The following is a 21,070-nucleotide window of genomic DNA, read 5'->3' on the forward strand; positions in this document are numbered from 1 at the left end:
GGCGGCCGAGGTGACAGCCGTGTCATCTGACGGGTTCACGCGCTTGGCGGCCTGCCGGTTCGCTAGCGTGATCGTTCATGGACGGCACGGGGATGACGATCCGGATCGCGGGTGCGGAGGCGATCGACGCGCTGGAGCCGCTGTGGCTGTCCCTGCACGAGCATCACCGCCAGGTCGCGCCCGACCTGGTGATGTACGGCGACGAGCGGTCCTGGCCGCTGCGCCGCGAGCTGTACCGGCGGTGGATCACCGAGCCGGGCTCGTTCATCCTGCTCGCCGAGGACGGCCCGGAACTGGTCGGGTACGCGTTCACGCACGTCTTCGACGGCCCGGACGACACCTGGGTCTCCGGTGACCGCATCGCCGAGCTGGAGACGCTGTCGGTGGCGGCGAGCCACCGGGGCCGGGGCCTGGGCACCCGGCTGCTCGACGCCGTCGACGCCCGCCTGTCCGAACTGGGCGTCATGGATCTGTACATCTCGACGCTCGCCGACAACCACGCCGCCGCGCGCGTGTACGAGCGGCGCGGCCTGCGCCCGCTGATGGTCAAGTACGCGCGCCTCGCCGCTTCGCCGCGCTTCACCTCCGGCCACGACCGCGATTAGGACGTTTCCCCAGGTCACGGGTGTGGCGATACCGAGGAGGTCGATGTCTCCACCATAGGATCTTGCCGATCCTGAGGAAAGGTGACATCTGGTGAAAAAGTCGGATCGGGTGGTCGCGGCCGCCGCGACGCTGCTCGCCGCGACCCTGAGCGTGCCGCTGGGCGGTGGTGCGTCGTGGGGCGCCCGCGCGGCCGGGGAACAGGTCTACGCGTCGGCGGGCACGTACACCTTCGACATGCCGGGCGGCACGGCGGTGACGCTGGAGCTGTGGGGCGCGGGCGGCGGCGGGGGCGGCGGGTACGCGGGCGGCGCGGGCGGCGGCGGCGGGGGCGGCGGCAGGTCGCTGTTCACCCGGGGCGGTGGCGGCGGCGCCGGAGGCAGCTCCGGTGGCGGCGGGGCGGGCGGCGGCTCGGGCGGCGCGGGCCAGTACGTGCGCTGCGAGCTGCCCGCCGACCTGCCCGCGACACGGCTGTCCATCGTGGTCGGCCGGGGCGGCAGCGGCGGCCGTGGCGCGGCGGGCGCGACCGGCGGAGCCCCGAGCGCACCGGGCGGCAACGGCAATACGGGCCAGACCGCCGGGCCGGGCGCCGAGGGCGGCGACGGCGCCGTCACCGAGGTGAACGTGCTGCTCAACGGCGTACCGCTGCTGCTGACCCGGGCGGCGGGCGGCGCGGGCGGGCAGGGCGGCCGCGAGTTCTCCAACGGCGGCCCCGGCGGCATGGACGCCACCGGCAGCCGCCCCGGCACCACCCGCCCCGGCGGCCTGGGCAGCACCGCTCCCGGTGACGGCGGCGCGGGCGGCACCATGACCGTGGCGACGGCGAGCCTGTGCACCGCCGAGGACGGCGCGGCGGGCGAATCCGGTAGGGCGGGCACCACCGGCGCGGCGGGCGGCTCCGGCGCGGACGGCGCGTCCAACGGCGACGGCGGCGCGGGCGGCACCGGCGCGACCGTCACCGGCTCCGGCGGCGCGGGCGGCCCCGCCCCCGAGGCCGAACACGGCGCAGGCGGCGCGGGTGGTGCGGGCGGCGCGGGCGGCCGCGGCGGCGACGGCGGCCGCGGCGCCTACCACCGCAGCCTCGCCGCAGAGGGCGGCTCCGCCGGCGGCGACTCCCGCCCCGGCGCCACGGGAGCCCCCGGCACCGACGGCTACGCCCGCCTCACCTGGTGAAAGAAAGGAAGGGCACCTTCTTATCGTTTTCCGTAGTAGAAGGTGCCCTTCCTAACGTGGTGCCCTTCGTGACGTGCGTCGTCTGTCGTCTGGGGCGGCGGAAAGTTCCCGGCAAAGTGGTGAGGATGCACACGAAGGTGGGGGAACCGCCGGTGCGATGGCGGCGACTCGTGTGACGCGGCGGTCCTGCCCGGACGCCGCCCGGCGCGCCGCGGGCGGGCCGTTCCTCCACACAGGAAGGGCACGCTGATGAGGTTCGGTGTGAAGGCCGGGGTGGTCGCCGTCGCGGCGGCGCTGCTGGTCGGGCTGGCCGCGGTGCCGGCCGCGGCGCACGTGACGGTGAACCCGAAGGAGGTCACCGCAGGCGGCTACGCCCGGCTGACGTTCCGGGTGCCGAACGAGCGCGACGACGCCTCCACGGTGAAGGTCGAGGTCGTGCTGCCCGAGGACGCGCCGCTGGCGAGCGTCTCGATCAAGCCCGCGCCCGGCTGGACGGCCGTGGTGGAGAAGCGCACCCTGGCCACCCCGATCAAGAGCCACGACCGGGAGATCACCCAGGTCGCCTCGAAGATCACCTGGACCGCGGACGCCGCCTCGGCGATCAGGCCGGGCCAGTTCCAGGAGTTCGACGTGTCCGCCGGGCCGGTGCCCGAGGTCGGCCGGCTCGTGTTCAAGTCGCTGCAGACCTACTCCAGCGGCGAGATCGTGCGCTGGATCGAGGAGGCCAAGCCCGGCGAGGAGGTCGAGCACCCGGCCCCGGTGCTGAAGGTGCTGCCCAAGGCGGGCGCGCCGAGTGCCCCGGCCCCGGCAGCCGCGGGCGCCGCCCCCGCCGGGGAGGGCGACGACCCCTGGCCGCTCGTGCTGAGCATCGCCGCCCTGGCCGTCGCGCTCGGCGCGCTCACTCTCTCCCTGCGCCGCCGCCCGGCCCCGCCGGCCTGACGGCCATACCCCCAAGATCGTCAAACTTGCCCGGCAGATGGGCGAACTCACGCGCAAGATTCGCCCATCTGCCAGGCAAGTTCAAAGATCTTGGGGTACGCCCGACGCGGCGTCACACCGCGCGCAGGTGGCGGCGCGGGGTGGGGGTGCCGTCGGCGAGCGCGGCGTTGAGGTCGTCGCGGGCGCGGGCGACCCGGGAGCGGATGGTGCCGACCGGGCAGCCGACCACCTCGGCGGCCTCGGCGTAGGACAGCCCCAGCAGCTGGGTGGCCACGAACGCCTCGCGCCGGTCCGGGTCGAGCCCGCCGATCAGCTGGTCGAGCAGGATCTGCTCGTCGAACCGGGCGCCCGTCCCGGCCTGCGCGGCGTCGGCGACGCTCGCCCAGTCGGCGAGGTCGGCCGTGCGGGGGCGGCGGGACACCGAGCGCAGATGGTCGACGACCGTGTGCCGGGCGATGGCCAGCAGCCAGGTGCGCGCCGAGGAGCGGCCCTCGAACGACGGCAGCGCCCGCATCGCCCGCAGGTAGGTGTCCTGGGCCAGGTCGTCGGCGTCGGCGGGGCCGGCCAGGTGCGCCACGAACCGGGTCACGTCCCGCTGGGTCGCGGCGACGAACGCCTCCGCGGCACCGCGGTCGCCGCCCCGGGCCGCCAGGGCCAGCGCCGTGACGCGCTCGTCGTCGCCGTGGGGGCCGTAGGACATGACCGGAAGCGTAACGTTCGCCGCCCGTCGATGCGATCCCCCCGGTGCGGGACCGCGCCGCAGGTCACAGCACGGTCCGGGAACCAACTGGCGGCCACGGGCGACAATGTGTCGCATGGGAGTGGGTATGGATTGCGAGCAGGTACGCGAGCTGCTGTCGGCCCGCCTGGACGGCGAGGACGACCCGGCCGGCCGGGCACCGGTCGACGCGCACGTCGCAGGCTGCGCGGGCTGCGCGCAGTGGCTGGACCGCGCCGAGTCGGTGACCCGGCTGGCACGTACGGCCGCCGCCCTGCCCGTGCCCCCGCTGCACCCGGATGCGCTGGCCGCCGTGCTGGCCGCGGCGCCCGCCCCCGCTCAGCCCCGGCGCCGCCGGGAGGTGGCGCGGCTGCTGCGGGTGCTGCTGCTGGCGGTGGGGCTGGGTCAGCTGCTGCTCGGCGTGGCGCAGATCAGCAGCCTCGCCGCCGCCGACCGGCACGCCCACCCGGCCGTGGGCTCGGTGTCGTCGGGGCACCTGTGGCACGAGTCGGCCGCCTGGAACGTCGCCATCGGCGCGGCGCTGGCCTGGCTGGCGTGGCGGCGCACCCGGCCCGCCGCGCTGCTGCCGGTGATGACCGCGTTCGTGGTCATGCTGACCCTGCTTACCGCCAACGACGCGCTCGCCGGGCGGGTCGAGGGCGCGCGGATCATGTCGCACGGCCTGGTGCTGGCCGGATACGGCCTGCTGCTGGCGCTGAACCTGCGCCGCTTCCGGGGCGAGGAACCGCCCGGCGTACGGCGGCGCCCGCCGTCGGCGTGGTCGCTGCGCGGCGGCGACGACGGGGACGGCCCGCTCGCGCCGGTGTACCCGTTCCCGGTCCGGGTCGCGGTCACGCAGACGCCTGTCAGGGTGGGCGGAGCCGGACACGGACGGGTGGATGCCATGCTCCGGCGCGCTGCCTGACGGCGGTTCTTGTCCCACCCCTGCGGTAGACGTCGTGCGAAACGAAGTTGACGTCAACCTCGCTTGAGGTTCTACCGTGGCGCACGGCGGCACCCGCCCGCCGTGCGCCCGTACACAGGGGAGAGGCAAGCCCGATGAGCATGGAGATGGCGGCGTGGAACTCGCTCTACCACGCCATGAACGCCCAGGACGAGAAGCGGCCGTTCTCGCTCGCCACGCTGAAGCGCATCCTCGGCTTCGCCCGCCCGCACCGCGGGCAGCTGCTGGCCTTCCTCGCGCTGAGCGTGGTCGGCGCGGTCCTGGCGGTGGCGACCCCGGTGCTGGCCGGGCGCGTGGTCGACACCATCACCGACAACGGCGCGGCCGAGACGGTGGTGTGGCTCGCGGTGATCATCGCGGTGCTGGCGCTGGCCGAGGCCGGGCTGAGCCTGGCCACCCGCTGGCTGTCGGCGACCATCGGTGAGGGCCTGATCCTCGACCTGCGTACGGCGGTCTTCGACCACGTGCAGCGTATGCCGGTGGCGTTCTTCACCCGCACCCGCACCGGCGCGCTGGTCAGCCGGCTCAACAACGACGTGATCGGGGCGCAGCGGGCGTTCAGCGACACCCTGTCCGGGGTGGTGGCCAACCTGGTGATGCTGGCGCTCACGCTGGTCGTGATGATCCAGCTGTCCTGGCAGATCACGCTGCTGTCGCTGGTGCTGCTGCCCGTGTTCGTGCTGCCCGCCCGGCGTATGGGCAACCGGCTGGCCCGGCTGGAGCGCGAGGCCGCCGAGCACAACGCGACGATGAGCACCACCATGACCGAGCGCTTCTCCGCGCCCGGCGCGACGCTGGTCAAGCTGTTCGGGCAGCCGGAGCGGGAGTCGGCGGAGTTCGCGGCGCGGGCGCGGCGGGTGCGCGACATCGGCGTACGCACCGCGATGGTGCAGTGGGTGTTCGTCACCGCGCTGATGCTGGTCTCGTCGCTCGCGCTGGCCCTGGTGTACGGCCTGGGCGGCGTGTTCGCGCTGCGCGGCACCCTGGACACCGGCGCGGTGGTCGCGCTGGCGCTGCTGCTCGCCCGCCTCTACGCGCCGCTGACCTCGCTGGCCAGCGCCCGGGTCGAGGTGATGAGCGCGCTGGTGAGCTTCGAGCGGGTGTTCGAGATCCTCGACCTCAAGCCGCTGATCGCCGAGCCCGCGCAGCCCCGGCAGGTGCCGGACGGGCCGGTGTCGGTGCAGTTCGACGGCGTGGACTTCGCGTACCCGTCGGCGGACAAGGTGTCGCTGGCCTCGCTGGAGGAGGTCGCGGTGCTGGACACCCGGGGCGGGGCGCAGGTGCTGCACGACGTGTCGTTCACGGCCGAGCCCGGTCAGCTGGTCGCGCTCGTCGGCTCGTCCGGGGCGGGCAAGTCGACGATCGCGCAGCTGCTGCCCCGGCTGTACGACACCGACGGCGGCACGGTCCGGCTGGCCGGGGTCGACGTACGCGACCTGCCGCAGCAGACGATCCGTGAGACGCTGGGCATGGTCACCCAGGACGGCCACCTGTTCCACGAGTCGGTGCGGGCGAACCTGCTGCTGGCCCGGCCGGAGGCGAGCGACGAGGAGCTGTGGGACGCGCTGCGCCGGGCGCGGCTGGCCGATCTCGTCGAGGCGCTGCCCGACGGGCTCGACACGATCGTGGGGGAGCGCGGCTACCGGCTGTCCGGCGGCGAGCGGCAGCGGCTGACCATCGCGCGGGTGCTGCTGGCCCGGCCGCGGGTGGTGGTGCTGGACGAGGCCACCGCGCACCTGGACTCCACGTCGGAGGCGGCGGTGCAGGAGGCGCTGGGCGAGGCGCTGGCGGGGCGGACCTCGGTGGTGATCGCGCACCGCCTGTCCACGGTGCGCCAGGCCGACCAGATCCTGGTCATCGAAGCGGGGCGGATCGTGGAGCGAGGCACGCACGCGGAACTGCTGGCGCGCAACGGCCGCTACACCGAGCTCTACCGCACCCAGTTCGACCAGCCGGTGCCCGCGGCAGCCTGACAGGCGGGTGTTTCGCCAAATTAGGGGCTGTTTGTCCTAGTTGTGCCACGATGGGGCCTGATCGAGTGGAGGCCTCGAATGACAGCAACCTCGGCGTACCGAACCTGGTCGCCCACCCGCAGAAGTCTGCTCACCGCCGGACTGTCCGCCCTGGCGCTGCTGACCACCGCGGCGGGAGCCGTCGCGGCTCCCCCCGCACCGCCCGTCGCACCGCCGCCCGCCGACGGACTCGGACAGCTGGACCCGCGGTTCGGCGTGCAGGGGAGGGTGGTCACCACCTTCCCGGACCTCGCGGCGGGCGCGAGCGCGCTCGCCGTACACGGTGACGGGTTCGTCGCGGCAGGCGGATCGCTGCCGAACGACTCGCCGGACTTCCTGCTCGCCCGCTACCGCGCCGACGGCCGGCTGGATCGTCGGTTCGGCACCGGCGGCCAGGTGGTGACCCCGTTCGCGGCGGTCACCGGCGCCGGCGGCGCCGAGGGCGTGGCGGTCCAGCGCGACCGCCGCATCGTCGCGGTCGGCACGGCAGGACTGGGCACGGACGGCGACCTCGGCTTCGCGTTCGCCCGTTACCGCGAGGACGGCAGGCTGGACCGCAGCTTCGGCGGCGGCGACGGCATCGTGGTCCTGCCGGTCGGCCCGGCGGGCGACTCCGGTGCCTCCGACGTCGCCGTGCAGCGGGACGGCAGGATCGTCGCGGTCGGCGGCGCGAACGACGCGGCGGGCAACGCGGTCTTCGCGGCGGCGCGGCTGCTGCCCGACGGCAGGCCGGACCCCTCCTTCGGCGACGGCGGCACCGCCCTCGTACTCATCCCCGGTGGTGACGCCGCGGCCTTCGCGGTCGCCCTGCAGCCTGACGGCAAGATCGTGCTGGCGGGTACGGCCATCGGCCCCGGCCTGACCGGACAGCAGTTCGCCGTGGTCCGGCTCACCGACCGCGGCGTGCCCGACAGCACGTTCGGCGAGGACGGGATCGCGGTCGCGCAGAACCAGCCCGAGCAGGGCAAGGGCGGCGCGGAGGACGTGGTCGTCGGCCGCGACGGCCGGATCCTGGTCGCCGGGCTCGGGCAGAACGCCGCCGGGCAGGGCGCCTTCGGGCTCGTGCGGTTCCTGCCGGACGGTGCGCTGGACCCGTCGTTCGGCGGCGGCACGGGCCTGGTGCTGACCGAGTTCCCCGAGGGCGAGTCGGTGGCCGCGAGCGTGCTGCTGCGGCGTGACGGCCGCATCGTCGCGGTCGGCAGCGCCGGGTTCCCGTCGCGGTTCGCGCTGGCCGGATACCTGCCCGACGGCACCCTGGACCCGGCTTTCGGCAGCTGCGGGCGGACCACGACGGTGATCGGCGAGGGGTCCGGCGCGACCGGTGCGGTGCTGCTCGACCGGGGTGCGGTCGTCGCGGCCGGATCCACGTTCGACAGCACCCAGACCACCGGCGGCTTCGCGCTGGCCCGCTACCTCGGCGACCCCCGCCGGCCGCAGCGCCCGGCCGAGGCCACCGCGCCGGTGACGGCGGGCATCGCGGCTCCGGTGTGCCTGGGCTGAGGCAGCCGCTCCACGTGCATCAAAGCTCCCGCCGCGCTGTGTCGCGGCGGGAGCTTTCGTACACCTAGCCTCCACCGTCGCACCGCGGCCAAGATCGCTGTCTCGTGTCGAAACCTGTGGCCTGACCAGAGGTTTCGACACGAGACAGCGATCTTCGGGCGACAGCTGGGCTTGGTGACGCCCGGCGGTGGCTGAAGGTGGTCAGTTGACGGTCACGACGACCTTGCCGAGGGCGCGTCCCTCGCCTACCCAGGCCAGTGCCTGGGGCGCCTCGTCGAGGGTGAACGTGCGGTCGATGTGGATGGTGAGATCGCCCGCTGTGCACAGCGCGGCGACCGGCTCGAAATGCGCCGGGCCTTCCTTGACGGCGAGCACGCCCAGCCGGCGGTGCGTGAGCAGGCCGATCGCCGAGCCGATCGTCAGTACGCGCAGCAGCGCTCGCACCGAGCCGCCGACGCACCGGTAACGGCCGCCGGGGGCCAGCGCCCGGCGGTAGGCGAACACCGACCGGTGCGCGACCAGATCGAGGATGAGATCGTACGGCCCGCTGCGAGTGAAATCCTGGCCGCGGTAGTCGATCACCGCGTCCGCCCCGACCGACCGCATGAAGTCGAGCTTGGCCGCGTTGTCGACGCCGGTCACCTCAGCGCCGAGTTGCTTGGCCAGCTGGATCGCGAACGCGCCGGAACCGCCGCCGGCCCCGTTGATCAGCACCCGCTGCCCGGCCACGGCACCGGCGATGCCCTGGTGCGCGATGACGCCCGCCTGCGGAATCGTCGACGCCTCAGCGAAGGTCAACGCCGCGGGCTTATGGGCCAGCGCCGACTCGGGGACGATCGCGTACTCGGCGAACCCGCCCTTGAGCATGAGGTTGTCGCCGTACACCTCGTCACCAGGCCGGAAGCGGGTGACGTCCGGCCCGACCGCCTCGACCCGGCCGGCGATGTCCGAACCGAGCACTCGGCGGGCCGGCGTGCGCAGCCCACCGATGCGCGAGTACATCGGCGAGCCGCGCAGGGTCTCCCAGTCGCTGAGGTTGATCGAAGTCGCCGCGACTTCGACGAGCACCTGCCCCGCGCCGGGCACGGGCTTGGGAACGTCCTCGATCCGCAGTACGTCCGGCGGGCCGTAACGGTCGTACACCACCGCTCTCATCGGCATACCCCTCAATCCGTCCAGGGCCCGGCGGCCCCCGCCATCATTAGCACCCCGGCACAAGCGGCGTCCGTCAGCTCAGGTCGAGCACCATGTCGACGCTCGGCCCGGCGGAGGTGGTGAACGTGCCCGCTTCCGTGAAGCCGCAGCGGCGGTAGAAGCGGCGGGCGCGGTGGTTGTCCGCGTGCACGCCGCCGAAGAGCACAACGCGGTCGCGGCCGAGGAGACGTACGGCCTGCCAGGTCGGCGGCAGCAGAGCACCGGCGAGCCCGCGGCCGTGCCAGGCGTCGGCCACACACGGCCCGAAACGGACGGTCCTGCCGGGATCCAGCGTGATCCCGTAGCCCGCGTACCGGTGCAGTTCGAACTCGGCCGGCAGCGAGAAGCTGAGGTCGACCACGGCGTCGAGCCGGTCGGTCCGGTCGGGCTGATGGACGACGAGCCGCAGCTTGTCGTAGCGGCCGATGGCCTCGATCCACCCAGCGGCCTCGCCGGCGTGGTCGGTGTGGCCGTGCCAGAACCGTCGGCTGTCATCGCCGAGCCCGGCGAGAAAGGTCGTCAGTGCTGCCGTGTCCGCCGCGCACAGGGCCCGGAAGGTGAACGAGGTGTCCGCCACGATCAACCGCCGGGCCAGCGGGGCAGGATCGACGGCGAGAGCGGCAAGAGCCGGCAGCACGTCATGACCTCCCATCCGGCCCTGCCTCCATGGATCCTGCACTCGGATCTGCGGTCACCTGCTACGCCGGGCGGCGGGCGATGAAGACCATCTCGCGGCCCGGCCGGTCGGGTGCGCCGCGCACCTCGTCCACGACGTAGCCGGCCGCCGCCAAGGACGCCGTCACGTCCGCGCGGCTGCGGAAGCGCAGCGTCGAGTCCGACGTCAGCACCGCGCCGTCGGCGTCGAAGACGTAGGTCCACCGGAACGAGACCAGCTCGCCCTCGACGGCGGTCAGGTCGCACCAGGTGCGCAGGCCGCCGACGTCCGGCACGACCGTGTGCTCGTCGGTCCGCTCGCGAATCCACTCCCGCCAGGCCTGCGCCGCCGGGTCACGGGTCTCGAAGACCAGGCGCCCGCCGGGCCGCAGCGCGGCGTACGCGGCGAGCAGGACGCCCGTCCACTCGGCGTCGGTCAGGAAGACCTGGGCGACGTTGCCGGTCATGGTCGCCAGGTCCACCTGGAGCGGGGGCAGGTCACCGGCCTGCCCGTGCACCCAGCGCACCCGGTCGGCGCCGGGTTTGCGCCGGGCCAGCTCCAGTGACGCGGCGGCCGGGTCCAGCCCGGTCACGGCCAGGCTCCGCTCGGCGAGCAGGCAGGCGAACGTGCCGGTCCCGCAGCCGATGTCGAGCACGGAGCGGGCCCCGAACTCGTCGGCGATCGCCGCGTAGACGTCCAGGTCACTGCGGTCGGGGTCGAGCGGGTCGTAGAGCGCGGCGAGGCGGGGCTCGGTGAAGGCCTTGTCGGGCATGGTCGCGACGTTAGATCCCGTCACGTGCGGCCGCCACGGGATATCGAGCCGCGTCCGCCGCTACAGCAGGTCGGGTGGATCAGGACGGCTGCTCGGGAGCGGTGTCCGGCGGGCGGCTCGCGGCGGGAGCCGTGCCGCCTGCCGTCGCGGACGGGCCGGGCTGCTCGCGCAACGCGCGCAGCACCCCGTGCTGGTGCAGGCGGCGGACCAGGCGCCGGGCGGTGCGATGGCGGGCCAGCAGGACGATCACCTCGGCGAGCAGGGCCAGGCGGCGACGGCGTACGCCGTCCTCGGCCACCCGCAGCAGCAGCCCGCGCAGCCGCGGGGTCTCCAGGGTGGCGCGCAGGTCGGCGCGTACGACCGGATCGTCGAGCGCGGCCGCGATGGTGATCACCAGCGCGGGCCGGTCGGCCAGCTCCTCGGCGACGGCCGCGACGATCTCGCGGCGGATGCGGTCGCTCTCCACGAGCAGCAGCAGGGCCTCGCGGACCTCGGCGGAGTCCAGGGCCGACCGGACCAGGTCCACCGCGCGCCGCTCCTGCTCGTGGTCCCCGGTCTCCGTGGACAGCGCGGCGAGCAGCGCGGACACCTCGTCGAGGTCGACCGCACGCTGCAGTCCGGCGCGGAACTCGGGGTACTGCCAGGCGAACAGCAGGGCCCGGATCAGGTTGCGGTTCATGCCCGCTGATACCCGCTCGTCGCGGCGGGGAAACAGGCCCGTTGAGCAGGCGCGGCGATCCACTTTCGATGGTGCGATCAGAACTTTCCGTTGACTGATCCGAAAGTATGGACACGTCGATGGAAAGTCCCTAGTGTGTCCGTCACGCAAGTGTTTCACCTTTGTAACCGGCGGCGCGGTTACCCTGGCCCACCCCCGGCATCAGGCGCGTCGGCGCGCGCCCTGCCTGGCCCATCCCCAGTCAGGAAGGGTTGGACGGCATGTCCAGAAGACATCCACACATGAGCATTCCGCTATGGCGCGCGGCTGCTGCCGCGCTTCTGACGGCCGGCACCGCGCTGGTCGGGGTCACCGCCACCACCGCGCCCGCGGCCGCGCACACCATCGATCCGACCAAGTTCCAGCAGGTCGAGCTGGCCCGCGGCGTGGCCGAGATGGGCGAGCCCATGTCGCTGGCGGTGCTGCCGGACCGCTCCGTGCTGCACACCGCCCGCAACGGCACGCTGCGCCGCACCGACGCCAACGGCGTCACCTCGGTGGTCGGCACCATCCCCGTCTACACCCACGACGAGGAGGGCCTGCAGGGCGTCGGCGTCGACCCGGGCTTCGCCACCAACCGATTCATCTACCTGTACTTCGCGCCGCCGCTGTCCACTCCCGCCGGTGACGCGCCGGCGACCGGCACGAGCTGGTCGCAGTGGCAGGGCGTCAACCGGCTGGCCCGGTTCACCCTCAACGCCGACTTCACGGTGAACATGTCGAGCCAGGTGACCGTGCTGGACGTGCCGGCCGACCGGGGCCTGTGCTGCCACGTCGGCGGCGACATCGACTTCGACGCGGCGGGCAACCTCTACCTGTCCACCGGTGACGACACCAACCCGTTCGCCTCCGACGGGTACGCCCCGCTGGACGAGCGCACCGACCGCAACCCCGGCTACGACGCGCAGCGCTCGGCGGGCAACACCAACGACCTGCGCGGAAAGATCCTGCGTATCAAGGTCAACGCCAACGGGTCGTACTCGATCCCGTCCGGCAACCTGTTCGCGCCCGGCACCGCCGGCACCCGCGCGGAGATCTACGCGATGGGCTTCCGCAACCCGTTCCGGATGAGCGTCGACAAGGCCACCGGCGTGGTCTACGTCGGCGACTACGGCCCGGACGCGGGCACCACCAACGCCAACCGGGGCCCCAGCGGCCAGGTCGAGTTCAACCGGATCACCTCGCCCGGCAATTACGGCTGGCCGTACTGCACCGGCGCGAACACCACCAGCGAGATCTACAACGAGTGGAACTTCGCCACGGCGTCCACCGGCCCGAAGTTCAACTGCGCGGGCGGGCCGACCAACAACTCGTTCCGTAACACCGGCCAGTCGACGCTGCCCGCGGCTCGCGCCGCCTGGATCAAGTACGGCGGCGACAGCGGCAGCCCGAGCGAGTTCGGCGGCGGCTCCGAGTCCCCGATGGGCGGCCCGGTGTACCGGTACAACGCCTCCTCGACGTCCACGGTGAAGTTCCCGCAGGACATGGACGGGCAGTTCTTCGCCACCGAGTTCGGCCGCGGCTGGATCAAGCCGATCCACGTCAACGCCGACGGCTCGCGGGGCACCATCGACGCGTTCCCCTGGACCGGCAAGCAGGTCATGGACTCCGCGTTCGGCCCGGACGGCGCGCTGTACGTGCTCGACTACGGCACCGGCTACTTCAACGGCGACGCCAACTCGGCGCTGTACCGCTTCGAGTACATCGGCACCGGCAACCGTGCCCCGATCGCGAACGCGACGGCGACCCCGACCGCCGGCGCCGCGCCGCTGACCGTGCAGTTCTCCTCGGCGGGCTCGTCGGACCCGGAGGGCGGCGCGCTGACCTACTCGTGGGCGTTCGGCGACGGCACCACCTCCACGGCCGCCAACCCGAGCAAGACGTACACGGCCAACGGCACCTACACGGCGACGCTGACCGTGCGCGATCCCCAGGGCGCGACCGGCGGCGACAGCGTCGTCATCACCGTCGGCAACACCCCGCCCGTGGTGACGATCAACAGTCCCGGCAACGGGCAGCTGTTCGCCTTCGGTGACACGGTCGGCTACTCGATCGCGGTCAGTGACGCCGGTGACGGCACGATCGACTGCGCCCGGGTCAAGATGACCTACGTGCTCGGCCACGACCAGCACGGCCACCAGATCACCTCGAAGACCGGCTGCTCGGGCACCATCACCATTCCCGTGGACGGCGAGCACGACGACGCGGCGAACATCTTCGCGATCTTCGACGCGGAGTACACCGACAACCAGGGCCTGACCACGCACACCCAGCACACCCTGCAGCCGCGGCACCGGCAGGCCGAGCACTTCGGCACCTCGTCCGGGATCAACACGTTCACCAAGGCCACGGCCGAGGGCGGCAAGACCGTCGGTGACATCCACAACGGCGACTGGATCTCGTTCACCCCGTACCGGCTGAGCAACGCCACGGGCTTCACCGCCCGGGTGTCCTCCGGCGGCGTCGGGGGCACGCTGCAGATCCGGGCGGGCTCGGCCACCGGGACCGTCCTCGGTACGGCCACCGTCCCGGTGACCGGCGGCTGGGAGACCTTCACGACCGTGACCGGCACCATCACCAACGCGCCGAACAACACCACCCCGCTGTTCCTCACCTTCGCGGGCGGGACCGGGGCGCTGTTCGACCTGGACGCGTTCACGTTCACCACCGCCGCCGGGGTGGGCCCGATCAAGGGCCTGGCCGGCAAGTGCCTCGACGTGCGCAGCGGCGCCACCGCCGACGGCACCCAGATCCAGATCTACACCTGCAACGGCACCGGCTCGCAGACCTGGACCCGCAACGGCCAGACCCTGCGCGCCTTCAACAAGTGCCTGGACATCTCCGGCGGCGGCACCGCGGACGGCACGAAGATCCAGCTGTGGACCTGCAACGGCTCCGGCGCGCAGAACTGGACCTACCAGAGCAGCGACCAGACCCTGCGCAACCCGCAGTCGGGCAAGTGCCTGGACGTGTCCGGCAACAACTCCGCCGACAGCACGATCGTCCACCTCTGGACGTGCGTCGCGAACGCCGCCAACCAGAAGTGGACCCTGCCCTGATGAACCCGGTCCGGGTGGGACAGCCCCGTCCCACCCGGACCGCCGTCCCTGAAAGGAGCTCCGACGTGCACACTCTCTTGAAGTCCGGTTTCAAACCCGCGCTGGGCATGGCCGCGGCCGCGCTCACCGTCGTCGCGATGACCGCCTGCCCGGCGGCTGCCGCCGACGCCCCGTACGACGTGCTGGTCTTCTCCAAGACCGCCGGCTTCCGGCACGACTCCATCGCCGTGGGCACCCAGGCCATCCGTGACCTGGGCGCCGCCAACAGCTTCACCGTCACCGCCACCGAGGACGCGAACGCGTTCACCACCGCCAACCTCGCCCAGTACGAGGCCGTCGTCTTCCTCAACACGACCGGCGACGTGCTCAACGACACCCAGCAGGCCGCGTTCGAGAGCTACATCCGCTCGGGCAAGGGCTACGTGGGCGTGCACGCCGCCGCCGACACCGAGTACGGCTGGGCCTGGTACGGCAACCTGGTCGGCGCGTGGTTCGCCTCGCACCCGGCCATCCAGCAGGCCAACGTCAAGGTCGAGGACCGCGGCCACGCTGCGACCGGGCACCTGCCGCAGACCTGGACCCGCACCGACGAGTGGTACAACTACCAGACCAACGCCCGGTCCACCGCGCACGTGCTGGCCACGCTCGACGAGTCGTCGTACAGCGGCGGCGGCATGGGCGCCGACCACCCGCACGCCTGGTGCAAGGCGTTCGACGGCGGCCGCTCGTTCTACACCGGCGGCGGCCACACCCAGGCGTCGTACAGCGAGGCGAACTTCCGCAACCACCTGCTCGGCGGCATCCGGTACGCGGCCGGGCGCAGCAAGGCCGACTGCCGTCCCGAGACCGGCTACACCGCGATCTACAACGGCTCGACCACGGGCTGGTCGCAGGCGGGTCCGGGCAGCTTCACCAATGCGGACGCCACGCTGACCTCGGTCGGCGGCATGGGCCTGTACTGGTACAGCGCCAAGCAGTACACCAGCTACTCGCTGAAGCTCGACTGGAAGATGACCGGCGACTCCAACTCCGGCATCTTCATCGGCTTCCCGGCGTCCACCGACCCGTGGTCGGCGGTCGACAACGGCTACGAGATCCAGATCGACGCCACCGACAGCGCCGACCGCACCACCGGCTCGGTGTACACGTTCCAGTCCGCCAACATCGCCGCCCGCGACGCGGCGCTCAACGCCCCCGGCGAGTGGAACACCTACGAGCTGCTGGTCGAGGGCGAGCGGCTGCGCATCTACCTCAACGGCTCGCTGATCAACGACTTCACCAACACCAACCCGGCCCGCAACCTGGCCGGCCACATCGGCATCCAGAACCACGGGTCGGCCGACACCGTCGCGTTCCGCAACGTGCGCATCAAGGAGCTGGGCACCCCGCCGGTCGGTGACGTGACCGTGCAGGCGGAGTCGTTCAGCAGCCAGAGCGGCGTGCAGGCGTTCACCAAGGCCGGCGCGAACAACGGCCAGACGCTGGGCTACATCGAGCCGGGCGACTGGGCGTCGTACAACAACGTGAACGTCGGCGGCGCGACCACCTTCCGGGCGCGCGTCGTGTCCGGCGGCGCGGGCGGCGGCATCCAGGTGCGCACCGGTTCGACCACCGGCCCGATCCTGGGCACGGTCGCGGTGCCCAACACCGGCGGCTGGAGCACGTTCGCCAACGTGCAGACCACGCTGACCGGGGTGCCGTCCGGCAACGCCAACGTGTTCCTGACGTTCACCGGCACCGGCACCGGCCTGTTCGACGTCGACGACTTCACCTTCGTGAAGACCGCGACGCCGGGCGTCGGGCCGATCAAGGGCCTGGGCGGCAAGTGCCTCGACGTACGCAGCAGCGGCACCGCCGACGGCACCCAGATCCAGATCTACACCTGCAACAACTCGGCCGCGCAGACCTGGACCCGCAACGGCAGCACGCTGCGGGCGCTGGGCAAGTGCCTGGACGTGTCCGGCGGCGGGAGCGCCAACGGCACGAAGATCCAGCTGTGGACCTGCAACGGCTCCGGCGCGCAGAACTGGACCTACCAGACCAGCGACCAGACCCTGCGCAACCCGCAGTCCGGCAAGTGCCTGGACGTCTCCGGCAACAACTCGGCCGACAGCACCATCGTCCACCTGTGGCAGTGCATCGCCGGTGCGGCCAACCAGAAGTGGACCCTGCCCTGATGATCCGCTGAGCACCACCGGGCCGTCACCGTGTCGGTGGCGGCCCGGTCCGGGTCAGGGCGGCGTCAGCCGTTCGAACACCGGCAGGCGCACGCCGTCGCTGTCGCGGACCACGACGCGCTCGCCCAGCGGCTCGGCAAGCTGCAGCTCGTCCCAGGCCATGCCGTCCATGGTGCCGAGGCCGGCGCAGGCGCCGCCGACGTACTCGCGGCTGACCACGTCTTGCACGCGCACCTCGGTTGCGGTCTCGATCGCGGACGCGGTCAGCTGGCCGGAGCAGTAGCCGTTGTCGGGCCAGGTCACCCCGATCGTGATCACTCGTGGGGCGTCGTGCTCGCCGGGCAGGCGCACGGCCTGCGGCTGGTGCCCCCGCGTCTCGACCAGGCGCGGCCCGAACATCCCGTTCCGATACGCCCCCACCGTGCACACCACGACGACGCCGACGACGACAGCGGCGGCGGCAAGTTTGCGGCGATCCATGCGTCGAGTATCCGCGCGCGACGGCATGTGCGCGGTCCCGAGAACACGTTGCCCGGCCTCGATTCGGGCACGATCATCGTCACCTTGATCACCCGGTAGCCCTTGCGGTTTCGGGGAAACTGCACCTTCCTCACCACCGATTCGTGCAGTTTCCCCGAAACAGGGGGCACGGGATCGGCCGGACGCGGCGGGGTACGGTGTCCGTCAAGATCCGGATTGGTGGGAGTGTGGGCGTGCGCGATTTCCTGGACGACGAGCGGCTGCGGGCATTCGGGGAGCCGGCGCGGATCACGGTGTGGCCCGAGGAGGGTGCGCTGCTGTGCATCGGCGACCTGGAGACGCTGCTGCGGATCGTCGAGCGCGACGGCTGGTGCCACGTGGAGAAGCAGGACCGGGGCGGCCCGTGGCGTGAGCTGATGCGCAGCGAGCAGCTCGCGGTGGCGCGCCGGTTCGTGCTGTGGGAGATCGGCGGCTGGGTGCGGTCGATGGCGAACCGCGGCCTGGCCACGCGCTCGCCCGAGCCGCAGCTGCGGGCCGGGTTCACGCTGACCGAGGACGGCGACGAGGTCGTGCTGAGCTGGCGCGAGGCCGGGGCGGCGCGGTCGGCCCGCCTGCTGGGCGGCATCTGGCGGTCCAGGGCCGTCCGGTTCTCCGCGTACGCCGACCTGCCGGAGGACGCGATCCTGGCCCGGTTCGGCGGGCGCTGACCGGACGGAACGAGTCTGCCGGACCCGGGGCGGCCGGGGGAAGCATTCGTACCCGACCGGATGAAGAGGTTTTGCCCGATATCGACAGCTCGCGGGGACAAACCCTAGATTTCCGGACATGGCTACGGAGATGCAGCTACGCAAACTGGACAAGGCTTTCAGCCACCTGGACGCCGACGGCAGCGGTTTCGTCGAGCGGCAGGACCTGAACAACCTGGGGGTACGCCTGCTGGCGAACTTCGGCACCGCGCACGACGCGCCCAAGGCGCAGCGCATCGCCGAGGACTTCGCGCTCTTCTGGCAGGAGCTGGCCAAGGCGCTCGACGTCGACCAGGACGAGCGGCTCACCCGGCAGGAGTGGCGGCAGGGCATGACGTCGGCATTCGTGCACGGCGACGCCTTCGACCGCAGCTTCCGGCCCGGGGCGCTGGCGGTGCTGCGCCTGGCCGACACCGACGATGACGGCCGGGTCAGCCGGGACGAGTTCGCCGCGATGCAGCGCGCCTTCGGCACCCCGGCCGGTGAGATCAACCTGGCGTTCGACAGGCTCGACGCCGACGAGGACGGCTATCTCACCATCGACGAGCTGATGGTCGGGGTACGCCAGTTCTACATCGGCGCTGACGAGACCGCGCCGGGTAACTGGTTCTTCGGCACCGTCTGACCGGGAAGATCAGCGCTTCGTGCCATGATCTGCGCTGGGACCGCAGATCATGGCACGAACCAGTGGACTTCGACGGGAGCGGCTCGTGGCGGGCCGCCGGGGCCGGGCCGTCAGGCGCGCTTGAGGTGGCCGAGACCGCCGGTGGCCGCGAGGTAGGCCGCGATCAGGGCGGCGGCGAGCACGACCAGCGACGGCCCGAGCGCCTCGACACCGGCCGCGCCCATCACGACACCGATCAGTGCGGGGATGATCGAGCCGCCGAGCCCGGCACCGGCCATCTGCAGGCCGATGGTCCGGTCGGCGTGCGCGGCCCCGACCCGCTCCGCCGTCAGCAGCGTGAACATCGGGAACACCGCAGCGGCGGCGAAGCCGATGACCATGAGGCCGAACGCGGCCAGCCAGCCCGGCCCCGGGATCGCGACCAGCACCGCCCCGGCCGCCATACCGCCGATGGACCAGACCACCACCCGGCCCGGCATGAACCGGTGCGCCGCGAAACCCTGCAGCACCCGGCCCGCGAACAGGCTGCCCCAGTACAGCGACACGCACACGCCCGCCGCCGCGTCGCCCATGCCGCGACCCTCGGTGAGCAGCTGGTACGCGAACAGGCCGGCCGCCACCTCCAGCGCGACGTACACGGCGATGGTCAGCACGCTGAACCAGACCCGCGGCAGCTTGAGGGTGTCCCGTGCCCGCACCGGCCCGGCGTGGACCTCGTGCGCGTGCGCCTCGTAGGCGGGCCGCCGCGTCCACTGCCGCGCGGTCAGCGCGAACGCCAGCGCCAGCGCCGCCTGCCCCGTGGCGACGAGCAGGTAACCCGGCCGCCACGCGTCGGCGTACTGGATGGAGGCGGTCATGATGAGCGGCCCCATCGCCACACCGAGGCCGAAGAAGGCGTGCAGCCAGTTCATGTGCCGAGGACCGAAGGCCGAGGCGGCGTACGCGTTCAGGCCCGCGTCGATCGCGCCGCCCGCGAAACCGGCCGCCAGCGCGGCGACCATGGTCACCCCGATCGCGGGGGAGAGGCCGTAGCCGAACAGGGCCGCGCTGGCCAGCGCGGTGCTGCCCGCCAGCAGCCGGCCGACGCCCAGCTTGGACAGCACGAACCCGGCCGTCACGCTGGACACCAGGTAGCCGCAGGTGGCCGGGATGAGCAGCAGGCCGATCGTCTCGCGTCCCACGTTCAGCTCGGCGCTCATCGACGGCCAGGCCACGCCGAGCAGACCGTCCGGCAGCCCGAGGCTGATGAACGCGAAGTAGGCCAGGACCAGCAGGGACATGCGCACGGGGGTGACGGTGGGAGCGCTCACCCAGTGATCATGCCTCATCCCGGGCTCTGCCTGCCTCCGGGCTCGGGCGGTGCTGCTGCGCGGGGTACAACTTCTGGGATGTAGGTACAACCCAGAAGTTGTGGCCTGCCGGGAGAGGGTCCGGCTCGGCGGATTGGCCTAAGGTGGGCCGCGAGCGGACCGGCCGGGTGCGCGGAAGGGTGCGAGACCGTGGAGGACGCTGGGCGGGTGGCCGCGTCGCTGACGGCGTGGCTCGGCACGGTGACGTTCGAGGACCGGGACGCCGACCAGGTCACGGACCTGTTGGTGGAGTCGGTGCTCGCGTGGGGCACCGCGCAGGGCTGGCGGGTGTATCGCCGCGCGCGCAGCGTCGCGCAGCTGCCGCCGCCCTACGCCGACCGGCACTCCTGGGTCGACGTCGGCATCGCCCGGCAGGGACTGCCGCCGATCGTGGTCGAGGTCGACCAGTCCGACCGCAAGCGCACCCTGGAGAAACTCCAGGCCGAGGCGGCGCAGGGCCGGGTGGCCCTCTGGCTGCGCTGGGGCACCGGCCCCTTCAATACCCCGCCGGCACCTGTGCTCCTGGTGACCTATCAGGTGAGCAGCCGGAAAGACTCGGGGGGCAGGCGACTGTTCGCAACACCGGCTCCCGAGCGCCCCGCGCCCGCCCATAGCGGGGTCGTGTCCGCAGACGCCAGCCAGCAAGACCTCTTCGGGTCGGCATCGCCCCGTAGCGGGCCGAATGGGTAGCCGGCCGCCTGAAGGCAACCCGGTTGAATGTCTTTGCGATCGCAGTGACAGGAAGGATCAGTCACCAGTAGCAGCCGACGTGTAGAGCCCGAGCGACGGAACGTCCTCGATCAGCGTGGGGTCCACGCTCCAGGCACCGGCCACGCGCATCACGTCGGTCTCACCGGGGACGGTGCGCCACCAGGCGTCCCAGCCATCGTCGTCGAGCGAATCCGGATCCTGCGGGTAGGGCAGCGTCGCTTTGCCGAGGGCGCGTTCGATGTCGGTGGGCTCACCCCGGAAGTGGTGCAGCTCCCCGTCGCCGATGCTGTACGCCCGCAGCACCCGCCCGTGCCGTGCGTGCGCCCAGGCCGCGTAGCCGACGCCGCGATGCGTGCCGAAGAACTGAACCTCGCCGAGGGCCGTGCTCAGGCTGGACAGCCTGCCGGGGAACTCGGCGTAGTCGCTGATGAGCGGCAGGTGCCGGCCGTGTGCGAGTGTCCAGCCCGCCACCGGCCCACCCACGTAGACGCCCTGGCCATAGGCGCGGTCGGTGCCGTCCTCCCAGGGCAGCGGCTGGAGACCGGTCAGGCCGAGGGCCGCCGCGACGTCGGCGGCGGACCGCTCGCGTACCGCGATCCAGGTGGTCTTGTACCCGATGGCCATGACTACTCCTCAGCCGCGGCGAAACCCACTACCCGGACGGTAGCCAGGGGG

General features: G+C 72.5%; 19 protein-coding genes. 11 read left to right on the plus strand and 8 right to left on the minus strand.

The window, feature by feature from the left end; genetic code table 11:
* Positions 1-77 precede the first annotated feature (77 nt).
* From CS0771_RS21680 to CS0771_RS21690, 3 genes are all read left to right on the plus strand, one after another.
* The gene (locus tag CS0771_RS21680; RefSeq protein ID WP_212842696.1) at positions 78-605 is read left to right on the plus strand and encodes a GNAT family N-acetyltransferase; all 528 of its coding nucleotides are present in this window, start codon (positions 78-80) and stop codon (positions 603-605) included.
* A 91-nt stretch (positions 606-696) separates the two neighbouring features.
* Positions 697-1,776 (plus strand): hypothetical protein, encoded by a 1,080-nt coding sequence (locus CS0771_RS21685; RefSeq protein WP_212846309.1) that lies wholly within the window; start codon positions 697-699, stop codon positions 1,774-1,776.
* 249 nt (positions 1,777-2,025) lie between these two features.
* Positions 2,026-2,715 carry a YcnI family protein gene (locus tag CS0771_RS21690; RefSeq protein ID WP_212842697.1) on the plus strand — a complete coding sequence of 230 codons (690 nt, stop codon included), beginning with the start codon at positions 2,026-2,028 and terminating at the stop codon, positions 2,713-2,715.
* A gap of 112 nt (positions 2,716-2,827) precedes the next feature.
* Here the strand turns inward: CS0771_RS21690 and CS0771_RS21695 are convergent, their stop codons facing one another.
* Positions 2,828-3,415 carry a sigma-70 family RNA polymerase sigma factor gene (locus CS0771_RS21695; protein WP_212842698.1) on the minus strand — a complete coding sequence of 196 codons (588 nt, stop codon included), beginning with the start codon at positions 3,413-3,415 and terminating at the stop codon, positions 2,828-2,830.
* Between the two features lie 127 nt (positions 3,416-3,542).
* On the opposite strand from CS0771_RS21695, the gene CS0771_RS21700 reads away from it, so the two are divergent.
* From CS0771_RS21700 to CS0771_RS21710, 3 genes are all read left to right on the plus strand, one after another.
* Positions 3,543-4,358, plus strand: coding sequence for a zf-HC2 domain-containing protein (locus CS0771_RS21700; protein ID WP_212842699.1), 816 nt, complete (start codon positions 3,543-3,545; stop codon positions 4,356-4,358).
* Positions 4,359-4,492: 134 nt separating this feature from the next.
* Positions 4,493-6,370 (plus strand): ABC transporter ATP-binding protein, encoded by a 1,878-nt coding sequence (locus tag CS0771_RS21705; protein WP_212842700.1) that lies wholly within the window; start codon positions 4,493-4,495, stop codon positions 6,368-6,370.
* Between the two features lie 78 nt (positions 6,371-6,448).
* Positions 6,449-7,909, plus strand: a complete 1,461-nt coding sequence (locus tag CS0771_RS21710; RefSeq protein ID WP_212842701.1) for a hypothetical protein — start codon at positions 6,449-6,451, stop codon at positions 7,907-7,909.
* Positions 7,910-8,110: 201 nt separating this feature from the next.
* Here CS0771_RS21710 and CS0771_RS21715 read toward each other — a convergent pair whose 3' ends face one another.
* The 4 genes from CS0771_RS21715 to CS0771_RS21730 all read right to left on the minus strand — a co-directional run bounded on the left by CS0771_RS21715 (position 8,111) and on the right by CS0771_RS21730 (position 11,209).
* On the minus strand, positions 8,111-9,064 hold the full coding sequence (locus tag CS0771_RS21715; protein WP_212842702.1) for an NAD(P)-dependent alcohol dehydrogenase: 954 nt from the start codon (positions 9,062-9,064) through the stop codon (positions 8,111-8,113).
* A gap of 73 nt (positions 9,065-9,137) precedes the next feature.
* Positions 9,138-9,755 (minus strand): GNAT family N-acetyltransferase, encoded by a 618-nt coding sequence (locus CS0771_RS21720; protein WP_212842703.1) that lies wholly within the window; start codon positions 9,753-9,755, stop codon positions 9,138-9,140.
* 46 nt (positions 9,756-9,801) lie between these two features.
* Positions 9,802-10,530 (minus strand): bifunctional 2-polyprenyl-6-hydroxyphenol methylase/3-demethylubiquinol 3-O-methyltransferase UbiG, encoded by a 729-nt coding sequence (locus tag CS0771_RS21725; protein ID WP_212842704.1) that lies wholly within the window; start codon positions 10,528-10,530, stop codon positions 9,802-9,804.
* Positions 10,531-10,609: 79 nt separating this feature from the next.
* On the minus strand, positions 10,610-11,209 hold the full coding sequence (locus CS0771_RS21730) for a hypothetical protein (protein WP_212842705.1): 600 nt from the start codon (positions 11,207-11,209) through the stop codon (positions 10,610-10,612).
* Positions 11,210-11,490: 281 nt separating this feature from the next.
* On the opposite strand from CS0771_RS21730, the gene CS0771_RS21735 reads away from it, so the two are divergent.
* Both CS0771_RS21735 and CS0771_RS21740 read left to right on the plus strand, forming a co-directional pair.
* The gene (locus tag CS0771_RS21735; RefSeq protein WP_212842706.1) at positions 11,491-14,307 is read left to right on the plus strand and encodes a PQQ-dependent sugar dehydrogenase; all 2,817 of its coding nucleotides are present in this window, start codon (positions 11,491-11,493) and stop codon (positions 14,305-14,307) included.
* Positions 14,308-14,414: 107 nt separating this feature from the next.
* Positions 14,415-16,484: a ThuA domain-containing protein gene (locus tag CS0771_RS21740; protein ID WP_212845966.1), complete on the plus strand. Its 2,070-nt coding sequence runs from the start codon at positions 14,415-14,417 to the stop codon at positions 16,482-16,484.
* A gap of 54 nt (positions 16,485-16,538) precedes the next feature.
* Here the strand turns inward: CS0771_RS21740 and CS0771_RS21745 are convergent, their stop codons facing one another.
* Entirely contained in the window at positions 16,539-16,964 is a 426-nt protein-coding gene (locus tag CS0771_RS21745) for a hypothetical protein (RefSeq protein ID WP_212842707.1), read from the minus strand.
* A 233-nt stretch (positions 16,965-17,197) separates the two neighbouring features.
* On the opposite strand from CS0771_RS21745, the gene CS0771_RS21750 reads away from it, so the two are divergent.
* Together CS0771_RS21750 and CS0771_RS21755 are read left to right on the plus strand one after the other, a co-directional pair.
* Complete coding sequence (locus CS0771_RS21750; RefSeq protein WP_212842708.1) at positions 17,198-17,671, plus strand: hypothetical protein; 474 nt, start codon at positions 17,198-17,200, stop codon at positions 17,669-17,671.
* A 118-nt stretch (positions 17,672-17,789) separates the two neighbouring features.
* Positions 17,790-18,335 (plus strand): EF-hand domain-containing protein, encoded by a 546-nt coding sequence (locus CS0771_RS21755; RefSeq protein WP_212842709.1) that lies wholly within the window; start codon positions 17,790-17,792, stop codon positions 18,333-18,335.
* 110 nt (positions 18,336-18,445) lie between these two features.
* Here CS0771_RS21755 and CS0771_RS21760 read toward each other — a convergent pair whose 3' ends face one another.
* Complete coding sequence (locus CS0771_RS21760) at positions 18,446-19,645, minus strand: sugar MFS transporter (RefSeq protein WP_244870939.1); 1,200 nt, start codon at positions 19,643-19,645, stop codon at positions 18,446-18,448.
* A 189-nt stretch (positions 19,646-19,834) separates the two neighbouring features.
* Here CS0771_RS21760 and CS0771_RS21765 point away from each other — a divergent pair, with 189 nt between their 5' ends.
* Positions 19,835-20,374 carry a hypothetical protein gene (locus CS0771_RS21765; protein WP_244870940.1) on the plus strand — a complete coding sequence of 180 codons (540 nt, stop codon included), beginning with the start codon at positions 19,835-19,837 and terminating at the stop codon, positions 20,372-20,374.
* Between the two features lie 57 nt (positions 20,375-20,431).
* Here CS0771_RS21765 and CS0771_RS21770 read toward each other — a convergent pair whose 3' ends face one another.
* Positions 20,432-21,019: a hypothetical protein gene (locus tag CS0771_RS21770; protein ID WP_212842711.1), complete on the minus strand. Its 588-nt coding sequence runs from the start codon at positions 21,017-21,019 to the stop codon at positions 20,432-20,434.
* Positions 21,020-21,070 lie beyond the last annotated feature (51 nt).

Origin of the sequence: Catellatospora sp. IY07-71, from assembly GCF_018326265.1 — a bacterium.
In the GTDB taxonomy this organism is placed as follows: domain Bacteria; phylum Actinomycetota; class Actinomycetes; order Mycobacteriales; family Micromonosporaceae; genus Catellatospora.